This is a genomic window from Duganella sp. CF402 (genome assembly GCF_900109645.1).
Taxonomy (GTDB): domain Bacteria; phylum Pseudomonadota; class Gammaproteobacteria; order Burkholderiales; family Burkholderiaceae_D; genus Rugamonas.
This window is the reverse complement of the sequence record NZ_FOBG01000001.1, coordinates 2,539,236-2,551,835: the sequence shown is the minus strand read 5'-3', so window position 1 is coordinate 2,551,835 and position 12,600 is coordinate 2,539,236. Positions and strand designations below refer to the sequence as shown.

General features: G+C 64.9%; 10 protein-coding genes. 5 read left to right on the top strand and 5 right to left on the bottom strand.

Annotated elements, in window-relative coordinates; all coding sequences use genetic code 11:
- Nucleotides 1-64: 64 nt before the first annotated feature.
- The 5 genes from BMZ70_RS11445 to BMZ70_RS11425 form a co-directional block, all read right to left on the bottom strand.
- The gene (locus BMZ70_RS11445; RefSeq protein ID WP_092273877.1) at nucleotides 65-1,003 is read right to left on the bottom strand and encodes a LysR family transcriptional regulator; all 939 of its coding nucleotides are present in this window, start codon (nucleotides 1,001-1,003) and stop codon (nucleotides 65-67) included.
- A 77-nt stretch (nucleotides 1,004-1,080) separates the two neighbouring features.
- The gene (locus BMZ70_RS11440; RefSeq protein WP_092273874.1) at nucleotides 1,081-2,418 is read right to left on the bottom strand and encodes a glycoside hydrolase family 1 protein; all 1,338 of its coding nucleotides are present in this window, start codon (nucleotides 2,416-2,418) and stop codon (nucleotides 1,081-1,083) included.
- Between the two features lie 18 nt (nucleotides 2,419-2,436).
- The gene (locus BMZ70_RS11435; RefSeq protein WP_092273871.1) at nucleotides 2,437-5,826 is read right to left on the bottom strand and encodes a glycosyl hydrolase; all 3,390 of its coding nucleotides are present in this window, start codon (nucleotides 5,824-5,826) and stop codon (nucleotides 2,437-2,439) included.
- A gap of 87 nt (nucleotides 5,827-5,913) precedes the next feature.
- Nucleotides 5,914-6,801 (bottom strand): alpha/beta hydrolase, encoded by an 888-nt coding sequence (locus tag BMZ70_RS11430; RefSeq protein WP_092273868.1) that lies wholly within the window; start codon nucleotides 6,799-6,801, stop codon nucleotides 5,914-5,916.
- 10 nt (nucleotides 6,802-6,811) lie between these two features.
- Complete coding sequence (locus tag BMZ70_RS11425; RefSeq protein WP_092273865.1) at nucleotides 6,812-8,044, bottom strand: amidohydrolase family protein; 1,233 nt, start codon at nucleotides 8,042-8,044, stop codon at nucleotides 6,812-6,814.
- Nucleotides 8,045-8,243: 199 nt separating this feature from the next.
- Between BMZ70_RS11425 and BMZ70_RS11420 the strand changes: the two genes are divergently transcribed.
- Genes BMZ70_RS11420 through BMZ70_RS11400 form a run of 5 tightly spaced genes read left to right on the top strand, consistent with a single transcriptional unit; the run spans nucleotide 8,244 to nucleotide 12,600 of the window.
- Entirely contained in the window at nucleotides 8,244-9,359 is a 1,116-nt protein-coding gene (locus BMZ70_RS11420; protein WP_092273862.1) for an MFS transporter, read from the top strand.
- Between the two features lie 6 nt (nucleotides 9,360-9,365).
- Entirely contained in the window at nucleotides 9,366-9,791 is a 426-nt protein-coding gene (locus BMZ70_RS11415) for a GlcG/HbpS family heme-binding protein (RefSeq protein ID WP_092273859.1), read from the top strand.
- A 1-nt stretch (nucleotide 9,792) separates the two neighbouring features.
- Nucleotides 9,793-10,818: an amidohydrolase family protein gene (locus BMZ70_RS11410; protein ID WP_092273856.1), complete on the top strand. Its 1,026-nt coding sequence runs from the start codon at nucleotides 9,793-9,795 to the stop codon at nucleotides 10,816-10,818.
- 9 nt (nucleotides 10,819-10,827) lie between these two features.
- Entirely contained in the window at nucleotides 10,828-11,721 is an 894-nt protein-coding gene (locus BMZ70_RS11405; protein WP_092273853.1) for a VOC family protein, read from the top strand.
- 12 nt (nucleotides 11,722-11,733) lie between these two features.
- The gene (locus BMZ70_RS11400; protein ID WP_092273850.1) at nucleotides 11,734-12,600 is read left to right on the top strand and encodes a fumarylacetoacetate hydrolase family protein; all 867 of its coding nucleotides are present in this window, start codon (nucleotides 11,734-11,736) and stop codon (nucleotides 12,598-12,600) included.

Here is a 12,600-nt window from a genome sequence, read left to right as displayed (position 1 = left end):
GCCCCGAAATACAGCATACCGCCGCGTTCCGCCATCCTGAAGCCGGATTTGGCGATACCTGCTATCACCGCACCTGCGTTGCCAGCACTTCGTGCGGCGGCATAGCCTTGGCGACTTCCAGCATCACGCCGCGCAGCCAGATGTGGCAAGGGTCGTTTTCCTGAAAGCGATGCCACTGCACGCACTCCGCCATCAACGGCAGCGTGTAGGGCAGGGGCAGCAGGCGAACCGGCAAACGCCGTGCGCACGATTGCGCCAGCCGCGTGTGCATGGTCGCCACCAGGTCGGTGCCGATCAACACCGATGCCATGCTGACGAAATCGGACGTGGTGACCCTGATGCGCCGCTGCACACCCTGGCCCTGCAGCATCAGCTCTTCGAAGGTGGCCGAGCGTGGGCGCCCCAGCATCGGCGCCACGTGCGGCAGGCGCAGATAGGTTTCGGCATCGAGCACGTCGCCCACTTGGGTGTTGCCTTCCCAGATCACGGCGCAGTAGCTGTCTTCGAACAGCAGCCGTTGCGGATGCTCTTCCGCCAGGAAGTGGCGTGGAATGATGAGGAAGTCGTTCTCGCCGCGCCGCAGCTGCTCGCTGGCGTCGTCCGACAAGGGCACCAGGTCGAGCGTCATGTTGGGCGCATCGCGCAGCACGCGCGCCACCACGCGGTTGAGGAAAACCTCGGTGGCGTAGTCGGATACCATGATCTTGACGATGCGCGTTTCCTTGGCCGGATCGAAGTTGACCCGCATGCCGACCGTGGCCTGGATGTGCAGGATCAAGTCGCGCACCGGCGCTTCCAGCTGGCGGCCCAGCACCGTCGGCTCCATGTTGCGGCCGACGGCTGCCAGCAGTTCATCCTCGAAGAATTCGCGCAGGCGCGCCAGCATGCCGCTCATGGCGGACTGGCTGACATTCACGCGCGCAGCGGCCCGCGTGATGTTCTGTTCCTTCAGCAGCGCGTCGAGCGCCAACAGCAGGTTCAGGTCTAAACGGTTGAATCGCATGCGCTACCCTCCATGATCCGACGGATACATGGTACGCGATGCTTGCGCCGGGGCGCAAGCAGGCCGTTCCCGCTGCATCAGATGCTGTTCTTGCGAGCGATGGACCCGAGCAGGCGCGCGCTCGGCTTGATGGTGCGGCGCATGGTGGCGCGGTCCACGGCGATCAGGCCGAAATGCGGCTTGTAGCCGAAGATCCACTCGAAGTTATCCAGCAGCGACCAGTGCAGGTAGCCGCGCACGTCGATGCCGTCGCGCAGGCAGCCGGCAACACCCTTCAGCGCGCGCTGGATGTATTCCTCACGCTGCTTGTCGTCGTCGGTCGAGATGCCGTTTTCGGTAACGTAGATCGGCAGCTTCACGTGTTCGGCGGTGTAGCGGATGGTGGCGCCCAGCGCTTCCGGCCAGAATTCCATGCCGTTGCTGGTCAGGCGCGCGCCGGCAGGTGTCGGCAGCTCGCCCTCCGGCGAGACCAGCGCTCGGGTGTAGGTCTGCACGCCGACGAAATCGCCATGCTCGCTGACGGCCTTGAACCACGGCAGGTAGGCGATGGCGCGCTTGCGGTCGCGCATGGCGGGATCGCCCACCGCCTGGTCGTCGGCGATGGCCAGCGACAGGCCAACCGGCAGCTTCGGACAAGCAGCCTTGATGGCCTGGTAGCCGAGGCGATGGCCTTCCAGCAAGCCGGTCTCGATTTTGTCGAAGTCGCCGAAGATCCACGAGGAGAACTTGCCGGTGCCGGCGCGCTTGCCCGCTTCCGCCAGCATGGCTTTTTCCGGCGGGATGCCGGTCAGGCCGGACAGCGGGCCTGGAATGCCGAACAGCAGGCGCGCCAGATTCGGCTCGTTGAAGGTGGTGGCCAGCGTCATCATGGAGCCCAGCTCCTGCGCCACTTTGCTGCAATAGCGTGCGAACAGTTGCGCTGCGCCTTCCGCTTCCCAGCCGCCGCGGCCGCCGAACCAGTAAGGCGTAATGAAGTGGTTGAACGAGACCACCGCTTTAATTTTGTGCTTGTGGCAGGCCTTCAGTACATCGCGATAGTGCTCGATGGCGGCGACCGAGAACATGCCTTCTTCCGGTTCCACGCGCGCCCACTCGATCGAGAAGCGGAAGGTGTTCAGGCCCAGTGAGGCCAGCATGGCGATGTCTTCGGCGAACAGGCGGTAGTGGTCCACGCCCGCGCCGGATGGTTCGACGAAGATGGATGGCTTGACGTTTTCCAGCAGCCAGGCGTCGCTATGGACGTTGTCGCCTTCGACCTGGTGGCCGGCGACCGCCGCGCCCCACAGGAAGCCTTGCGGGAAGCGGTAGCCCTTGTCGGCAGCGAACGACAGTGGTGAGAGCAGCGTGCCGCCGGCCAGCGCGGCGACGGCCTTCAGGGTGCTGCGGCGGGATGCGATGATTTTCTTGTCTTGCATGGTGTCTCCTTTGGTTTTTTATTCGGCGGTGCGCGACAGCAGGCGCACAGGTCCCAGCAGGCCGCTTGGCATGAGTTTGCCGTCAGCTTGGTAGGGCTTGAAGGTGCTGAAGGTGATCGGTTGCGTTACACCTGGCTGGGCGTCGCCAATCAGGCGGTTAGGCCACAGGTTGGTGACGGTGATCTCCAGCGCGTTGCTGCCCGGTTTGAGCAGGCCAGTGACGTCGGCCACGTAGGGTGGCTTCCAGAGCAGCGGCAGTGGCTTGCCATTCAGTGTGACTTGCGCCATCACCTCGACCTGGCCGAGGTCCAGCAGGATGCGGGCGTTCTTGCGCAGCCATGCCGCATCGGCTTTCAGCTCGCGGCGGTAGGTGGCGCTGCCGGAGTAGTACTTGATGCCGTCGATCTGCGATGCGCTCCACGACGTGAGGGCCGGCAGCGTGATACTGGCAGGCGCGCCGCCGCCAGGCGCGAAGTCAAGCTTCCACGGTCCGGCCAGCGTGGCCAGTTGACGCGTGATCGGCGCGGCCGGCGCGACAGCGACCGTCCCCGGCGCCGCTGCGGGCGCGGTGGCGTTGCGGAAGACCACGAACACGGAGCCGTGCTGCTCCATGTCCAGCGACACGATGGTGCGGCCGCCTTCTTCGCGCCAAGTGGCTGGCGTGGTCTTGCCGCTGTCTGCGTGCCACAGTTCCGGGCGCAGGCCGCTGACGCGGAAGCTGGCCTCGAACTTCTCCGGACGCGCCTTCTGGTTGGCGACGAAGTAGATCTCGGTGCCGTTGTCGCTGCGGTGCGTGGCGACGATCTCCGAATCCGCATGCTGCTTGCTGAACGCATAATCCGGCGTCACATTCAAGCCTTCCAGCACCGTGCCGATCTCGCGTCCCGACACCACCTTGCCTTTGCCGTAGCGATGCTCGGCGACGGTGCGGCCATCTGCGTCGCCCCACATCGCTTCCGCGATCTGCGTCAACTCGGCCTGATCGCCCATGCCCGGCGTGGTGCGCGGCTTTGGACCGAGCAGCACCGCGCCTGCTTGCACCAGATCGCGCAGCTTGCGCAGGAGCGGCAGGCTGATGGACGTGGTGGTGGACGGCAGCACCAGCAATCGATACGACGCGCCGCCTTCCAGTTCAAGGCGTCCATCGCGCACGCTGGCTCGCTGTTGCAAGACCTCGGCGTTGACGTAGTCGTAGCCGAAACCGGCCGGCACGCCAGGGCGGTCCGGCTCCGCGAACGGCGCCGCCACCGGCGCACCTTCGCCGTAGAAATAGGCGATATCGTTGACGGAACGGCCTTGCTGCAGCATGTAGGAAGCGCGGCTCAGGTAATCCATCCAGGGGCGCGCTTGTTCCGCCCATGTCTCGTTGCGGGTGAAGTGCTGGCCGAAGCGCCACAGGCTCACGCCCGGCTTGCGATCTTCGAACGGCTGGTGCGGCGAAGCGTGAATGACAAAGCGGTTCACGCCGAGCGCCATGTACTGGTCGGCGATCCATTTCAGATCGCGCGGGCTGCGGCTGAACGAAGGAATCATTGGCGTGGCCGTGAATGCCTCCGCCGCCACCAGCTGCTTGCCGTAGATGTGCGCCGCCGATGCCGCCTCGCGGATATCGGACACCTGATTCGCAATCGGCTTGTCGCCCGGATTGCGGTCCCAGAACTCGCCCATCGGAATATCGGCGCGGCCCTTGGCTTGCAGGCCATCGCCGACGGTCGGCAGGTTGACGCCCATCGCTTCCGCGTACAGCTGCATACCGTGCTTGTGCGCGACCTCGGCTGCGGCGCCGTAATGGTTGTCGGAGATCAGGTCGGCGATGGTGCGGCGGAAGTCCCACAGGAAGCGGTCGCTGGCCCCGGCGCTGTCGACCACGCGGCCGCTCAGCACCGGCAGCCAAGGCAGCGCATCGTAGCCGCGCCGCTGGCGGAACTCGGCCAACATGTTGGCGGTCCAGTTCTGCTGGTTGGCTTCCCAGCTGTCGAGCATCAGATGGCTCAGGCCCTTGGCGTCGGCCATCTTGCCCAGATAAGTTTCGAAATGCGAGGTGACGGCGGCGCGATCCAGCTTGTCCACTTCCAGCCCCACACCTTGCTGCGTGGCTGGATCATTGGTCTGGCCGGTGAGCGAGTAGCCCAGGCGCAGTATGGCCCAGCGGCCGGCCGGAACGTCCCAATCAAGACTGCCGTCGGCGCGCAGTTTGCCGGTCAGGTCGATCACGGACTGGCTGCGGACCGCCATGTCGGCGGCGACGGCCGGCGTGGCCAGGCTTTCCAGTTCTTCCGCAATCGAGAAGCCCGCCTTGTCTTCGTAGCGGTGCACGCGGCCCGTGGTGGCGACCGAGAATTCGGCGATATCGTGCGCGGTCTGGCGCGGCTTGCCCATTACGTCGTCGAGGAAGTTGCGGGCCGGATTGCCCAGTTCCAGCCGCACGAAGCGTACCGCGCGTTCGGTGAAAGCGTAAGTGCGTACGCCGGTGGTGGTGCTCAGGCCCGAATGCACGGAGCCGGGCAGGGGGGCCACCGTGTCCCAGTTCACGCCGTCGGCGCTGACCTTGATGGCGCCATCCGGAATCTGCACCTGACCGATCGACAGCGTTACCGCCTGCGCGCGCACCGGCTGTGCGTACTCGATCTGCACCCATGCCGGCTTGCTTGCATCCGGCGACAGCGGAAGTTTCTGCGCGTGTTCGAAATCGCCGTCATCGAACAGCGCGGCGTTGAAGCTGCCGCCACTGGCGGTGATGGTGCGCGCTGGCGCCGCCGCTTCTGCATCCGGCAGGCGATAGGCGATGACGGCGGCATCGGCGTACCACTGCGGTACGGTGAACTTCTGGCGGCTGTACGGCTGGCCGCCGGGCGAACCGTCGGGCATCGGTGCGAAATCGGACTGGCGGTGAATCGGGATGTTCTGAAAAGGTCCGCTGACCGACGGCGGCGCTGCCAGTGTGCCGCTGAAACGGCGTGGGCCATCGACCTTGGTCTCGCTCCATACGTACTTCTTCATGCCTTGCTGCGGCGTCACCCACGGCCCGCCGGACTCGCTCCATCCGCTGCCGCCCGCGACGGCGACTTCCATGTCCAGCTTGCGCGCTTCTGCGGTGGTATAGCGCACGCTGTCCAGCCAGCGTGGCGACATGAATTCCACCGGCTGCGCGACATACTGCGCGGTGCCCAGGTCCACGTCGAAGATATGCACACCGCCGATGCCGACGCGGTGCATCCATTCCAGATCGAGTTTGATGCCCTTGTTGTCTACATTGCCATTCATCCAATGCCACCAGACGCGCGGGCGCGCTTCTTGCGGTGGTTGCTGGAACAAGGCCTGATCGGCGGCCTGCACGGCACAGGACATGCCGACGGCTGCGGCGAGTGCGAGCAGGCGCGGTGCGCGCCCGTTGCGGTTTCGATGCATTTTTGTCTCCGTTGCACTGCTTTTTTATTGGTCACACCATAACAGTGTGGCGCTCATCGGGAAAGCGATGAGTTGCGATAGCACGTATCACGATTCCAGATCGCGCACGAATTTGAGCAATCTGGCGCTGAGGCTTTCATCGCCCGTGTTGACCGAATAGACCTGGGTCAGGTGGTTGTGGCCCGCCACCACGTTGATCTGCGGGTTGAAGCCGTGGCGCGTGACCAGCCTTGCAAACAGCTCGCCGGACTGCACCTGCATCTGCGGTGGATCGAGTTCGGCGTAGCTGATTAACATCGGTACTGGGTCGGCGTCGATCAGGTCCACGGTGGACATGCTGGCGTGGCGCGACAGGTCGTCGCCAAAGTAGGCTTCATTGCGCGGGTCCGGCGTGAGGATGCCGAACTGCTCGCGTGCACGCAGTTCAAGGCCGGCGTTGTAGACGCCGGAAATCAGCGCGATACCGGCTGGCCGCAAACCGCTGGCCGGATGGAAGCGCTTGACCAGTGTGGCCGCCGCCACATGCGCCGCGCCGGCCGATTCGCCGGCGATGACGATGTGTTGTGGGTTGCCGCCGCGGCGCGTTGCGTGCTCGCGCGCCCATGCGAATACCCCGGCTGCGTCCTCCGCGCCGGACGGCCAGCGGCTCTCCGGCGCCAGGCGGTAGTTGGGCACGATGGTCAGCACGCCGTGGCGCGAGAAGTAGCGGCCGAAGTTTTCGCGATCGGCCTTGTCGCCACGCAGGAAGCCGCCGCCATGCAGGAAGATCAGAACCGGATAGCCGCCCGCCGGTGCAGCGCCTAATGGTCGGTACACGTCCAGCTTGTGGCGCGCATGCGGGCCATAGGCCAGGTCGCGTTCCACGCTGCCGCCTGGCGGCATTTTTTCCAGCGACGGCGCATAGAGCGTTTTCGCGAACGGCGGATCGATGGCAGTACCGGCCTTGCGGATGACCTCTTCGAATGGATTGGACATAGGCGGTTCCTCAGCGCGGTGCTTTGTGGAAGGCGCCGTCCTTCATGATGGCGCGCAGGCGCTTGCGGTCTTGCAGCACGGTGACGTCCTTATCCGGTTCGCCGTCGACCAGCAGCAGGTCGGCCAGGTAGCCCGGTTTGATCTGGCCCAGTTCATCGCCCATGCCCATCAGCTGGCCGCCCAGCAGGGTGGCGGCAGACAGCGCTTCCTCATGCGTGTAGTCGAACAGGCGCACGAACAATTCGAGGTCGCGCGCGTTGCGCCCATTTGGGTTGAACGGGAAGCCGTAGTCGCCACCCGGCAGCACGCGTACGCCTCGACGCTTCAGTTCCGGTATCAGCTTGCGCTGCAGCTCCAGCACTTCGGCGGCGCTGCGCTTCATGTGGCTCATGTCGAAGTGCGGCGGCGGCGAGGCGTCCAGCGTGGCCTGGATAATGCCGATGGCTGGTGCCACGAAGATGTTGTCGCGCTGCGCTTCCAGCATGTCCAGCGCTTCGGCGTCGGCGTAGGTGCAGTGATACAGCACGCGGAAGCCGGCGCGCAAGGCCATCTTCACCGCTTCCGAGGCCTGGGCGTGGGCTGCCAGCCACACGTCCGATTCGCGCGCTTGCGCTCCGGCGGCGTTGGCTTCCTCTTGCGAGTAGAGCAGTTGCTGCGACGCGCCGGGCATCAGCGCATCTTCGCCGGAGAGCAGGAATTTGACCGACTTGGCGCCAAGCGCAGCGCAGTCGCGCACGAAGCCGCGCACCGCTTCCGGACCGGTGCCGTGTTCTTCCACTTCGCCGGGGCTCAGTTCATCGGCGCTTGGCGGCGAGCGCTCAATGGACGAGGCGATCAGGCGCGGGCCGGGCATGCCGTTGCTGTCGATGAAGGTCTTGAGCGTGGTTTCCACCGTCTTGCTCAGCGAGCCCGCCGAATAGGCGCCGGTGAAGCCGTGGTCCAGCAGGATGCGGGCGTTGCGGGCGGTGGTCAGCACCAGGTCTTCGGTCGGCAGCGACATGCCGGGCACGAAGCGCTCCACGGAGCTCGGCCACGACAGGTGGGCGTGGGCTTCGATCAGGCCGGGCATCAGGGTGGCGCCGGCGCCGTCGATCACGCGGTCGCCTTCTTGTGGCGTAATTGCCTCACCGGCGCTGACGTGGGTGATGCGCTGGCCCTCGACACGGACGCCGCTTTTGCCCGAAGCGTCGAGCGTGCGTGCGCCGTCGAAAATGCGCACGTTGTTGAAAATGATGCCGTTCATGGAGTCTCCATTATTTGTAGTGATCGAATGGAGGGAAAGTCTAGCCATGCCCCGTAGGCGACCAAAGCCTAATTTGGTGATACCAGCTATCGCCCAAAGGAATCACAAACCGCGATAGCTCGTATCGAAACACTGGCTTATGAGATTGCCGGGTTCCGCTGCTATCTTCGTCGACATAACAAAACGACGGAGACATCCCATGAACCCTGTATTGATGCTGGCGCACTTCGCCGGCATGATCGACCTCGTGGCTTTGCCGGTGTGGGTCGGCGCGCTGGTGCAGCACTATCACTTCGATCTTGAGCATGGCGGCATGGTGGTCACGGCCTTCCTGCTGGGTGCTGTCATCGCCAGCCTGTTTGCCGCGCCGCGCTTCAACCGCTTGCCGCAGCGCCTGTGCGCCATCGGCGGATATGGCGGTGCAGCATTGGCGTTTGCCTGCGCATCGCAAGTCACTGATTTCCCTACGCTGCTATCGCTGCATGCGCTGGCTGGCCTGTGCCTCGGAACCGGACTGTCGATGGTGCACGGCGCCATCGGCCGCAGCGCCAATCCGCACCGGCTGTTCGCTATGGCCGGCGCTGCGCTCGGCGTGGGCGCGGTGGTGTTTTATGGTGCGGTGCCACCGGCGATTGCAGCGGGCGGCGGGCAGGTCCTGTTCATGGTGTTCGCCGGCCTGATGGCGTTGACCTCCGCCGCGTGCAGCGCTTTTCCGCGCAGCGTCGGCGATGTGCAGCACGAGGCAGAGCGCGCACCGCTGTCGCGTGTGGCGTGGCTGGCGGTGCTGGGCGTGACCTGCATGGCGCTTAACCAGTCGATCACGTTTGCGATGCTGGACCGTATTGGCGTGATGCGCGGCTTCGGCCAAGAGCGCGTCAACCAAGTGCTGCTGGTGTGCGGCTTCGTCAACCTGCTGCCGGCGGTGCTGGCGGGATTGCTGCAACAGCGCTTGTCTGCCACCCGCGTGGCGCTTATCGCACCGCTGGTGCAGGCCACGCTGGCGGTGATTATCGCCAGTTCGCCGGTATTCGAGCCGTATGCGCTGGCTTGCAGCGTGTTCGCCGCTGTGATGATCTTTACCCACACCTTCCTGTTTGGCCTGATCGCCAGGCTCGATCCGAGCGGCCGTGCTGTCGCTTCCACGCCGGCCATGATGATGACCGGCGCCGCCATCGGTCCCGCGCTGGCCGGCTCGGTCGCCATGCGGGCAGGCTTTGGCGGACTGGCCGTGCTGGCGGTGGTAGTCGGCGTTGCAGCCACTTGCGCCTTCTTCTACGTCAGCCGCCAGCGCATCACTCTTCAACCACTCACTTGAATCATCATGACTGAACTGACTCTCGCTATCAGCAACACTATTCTGAACGCCGCCTTGCAGGAGGCCAGCAGCCAGGGATATCGCCCCATGTCGGCGGTAGTGCTGGACGCCAGCGGCCACCTGGTCGCCATGCAGCGGCAGGACGGCGCCAGCATGTTCCGCGTTGAAATCGCCACCGGCAAGGCCTGGGCGGCGGTAGCGATGGGCGTGTCGAGCCGCGCGCTGATGAAACGTGCCGCCGACAATCCCAACTTCTTCGGCGCGCTGGCCAGCACGGGGCAGGGCAAGTTCATTCCGCAGATTGGCGGCGTGCTGATTAAAGACGCCGAAGGCAAGATCCTCGGCTCGGTCGGTGCCAGCGGCGGCACCGGTGAAGAGGATGAGGCGATCTGCATCCACGGCATCGTCACGGCCGGTCTGAAGGCTGAGTGATATGCGCCACGCCTCCTGCTCCTGCGGCATCGATATCCACAGCCACGTGGTGCCGGAACATTTTCCGGCTTACCTGGGCAGCGCTGCGCCGTCCGACTGGCCGTCGATGGCGCCGGCGCATGAGTGCCATCGCCACGTGGTCATTGCGGACAAGGTGTACCGCACGGTGAATGAACGCTGCTGGAGCACCACGCGCCGGATTGAGGACATGGACAATATGGGCCTGTCGCTGCAGGTCATCTCGCCGATGCCGGAGCTGCTGTCGTACTGGATGGCGCCTGCCGCCGCAGCGCAGCTGCTGCGCTACATCAATGAGCAGATGGCGCAGATGGTGGCCTTGTCCGGCGGCCGTTTGTGCGCGCTGGGCGCGGTGCCGTTGCAGGACATGGACCTGGCGCTGGCGGAACTTGATTACGTGATTGATACGCTGGGTTTCGCCGGCGTGGAAATCGGCAGCAATATCAACGGCAAGCCACCTGGGGCGCCGGAGTTTGCACCGTTCTTCGCGGCCGCTGAGGCCAAGGGCGCTGCGGTGTTCGTGCACGCCCTGCGCCCGGCCGGCAAAGAGCGTCTGGTCGGACCTGCGCAGTTGCAGCAGGCGCTTGGCTATCCGACCGATGTGGGCCTGGCCGCCGCTTCGGTGTTGACGACTAACCTGATCGAGCGCCATCCGAAACTGCGCATCGCCTTCAGCCACGGCGGCGGCACGCTGGCGGCGCTGCTGCCGCGCCTTGAGCAGGCGCGCCGTGTGTTCCCGGCGCTGCAGGATGCGATGCCATCCGGCCCGTCCGAGCAGGCGCGTCGCCTGTTCTACGACGCGCTGGTGTTCGATACACCGACCTTGCAGCACCTGTTGGCGCGCTTCGGCGAAGACCAACTGATGATCGGCACCGACTACCCGTTTGCTTTCCATGAACGCTGGCCGTTGGCGGCGATCGAGGCCGCAGTGGCTGATCCCGCGCTGCGCGCGAAGCTCACTACGCACAACGCCGAGCGTTTCCTCGGCCTTTCAACCTCTTTGCAATAAGGACTGACCATGCCTGCATCCCTTGCCGGTAAGCTGCGCAGCATCGCCATCGGTGTCACCGACCTGGCGGCGGCTGAAGAATTCTATGTCTCGACCTGGCGCCTGTCGGTGGCGGCACGCAGCGCCGATGCCGTTTATTTGCGCGGCAGCGGCGCCGATCATCACATCCTGGCGCTGCACCGCAGCGCACAGCCGGACGTGCGCCGTGTCGATTTCGTGGTCGCTGCACATGCCAACCTGGCGCTGATCGCGGCCGGCGTGCGCGCTCATGGCGGCCATGTGCTGAACGACGTGCATGACAACGCCGAGCCGGATGGCGGCAGCGCGCTGGATGTGCAGGACCCGCAGGGCCGCCACCTGCGCTTTGTGCACGCGCCAGCAGCACACGTCGAAAGCGGCGGCGCCGATGCGCCGGTACGCATCACCCACGTGGTTTTCAACAGCGCCGATGTACCGCTGGCGCAGGCCTTCTACGAGCAGGCGCTGGGCTTCTCGCTGTCCGACCGTACTCGCATTATGGCTTTCATGCGCTGCGGCAGCGACCATCACAGCATCGCGCTGGCCGATGCCGATAGCAACACCCTGAATCACATTGCCTTCGTCATGCCAGATCTGGACGCGGTGATGCGCGGCGCCGGCCGCATGAGCGATGCCGGCTACCCGATCGAATGGGGCGTGGGCCGTCACGGTCCGGGCAATAACGTCTTTTCCTATTTCGTCGGTCCCGACGATTTCGTCATCGAGTACACGGCGGAAGTGCTGCAGGTGGACGACAGCTACCGCGTCGGCAAGCCGGAAGACTGGACCTGGCCGCCGGGCCGTTTCGACCAGTGGGGCGTATCGAAGCCGCCGTCGGACCGCATCAAGCAAGCACAGAAAAAAATCCGTTTCACCAATCAATAAAGGAGTACGACCTTGAAATTCACTACCTTCCGCTCCGGCGCAACTACCCGTCTCGGCGTGCTCGATCAAGGCAGCGTTATCGACATCAACCGCGTGCTGCCGCAAGTGCCGCCGGACCTGCGCGCCGCGCTGCTGGCAGGGATCGACCTGACCGCAGCGGCGCGTGTCGCCGTGGCGCAGGCCACTGCTGCGGACCGCACGCAGCTGTCCGACGTGGTGGTGGCGCCACTGGTGCCGTCGCCGGGCAAGACCATCTGCCTGGGCCTGAACTACTACGATCACGCCGCCGAAAGCGGCCGTGAAAAGCCGGTCTATCCGTGGTTCTTCCTGCGCTGCGATACCTCGCTGCTGGCGCATGGCGAAGCAGCATTGCTGCCGAAGGTGTCGGAGCGCTTCGATTACGAGGCTGAACTGGCGGTGGTGATCGGCACCCGCGCGCGCCATGTCACGCAGGAGCAGGCCTTGCAGCACGTCTTCGGCTACACCTGCTTCAACGACATGTCGGTGCGCGATTACCAGAAACGCACGCCGCAATGGACCATCGGTAAAAACTTCGACCGCACCGGCGGCTTCGGCCCGCAACTGGTGACGGCCGATGAACTGGCGCCGGGCGCCGAAGGCCTGCGTATCCAGGCGCGCCTGAACGGCCAGGTAATGCAGGACGCGAATACCACCGACATGATCTGGAACGTCGCCGAAACCATCGCGCTGCTGAGTGAATGCGTGACGCTGGAACCGGGTGACGTGATCGTCATGGGCACGCCGGCCGGCGTCGGCCAGTCGCGCACCCCACCGGTTTGGATGAAGCATGGCGACAAGATCGAGATCGAAATCGAAAACGTCGGCCTGCTGGTCAACACCATCGAGCAGGAAGTGTAA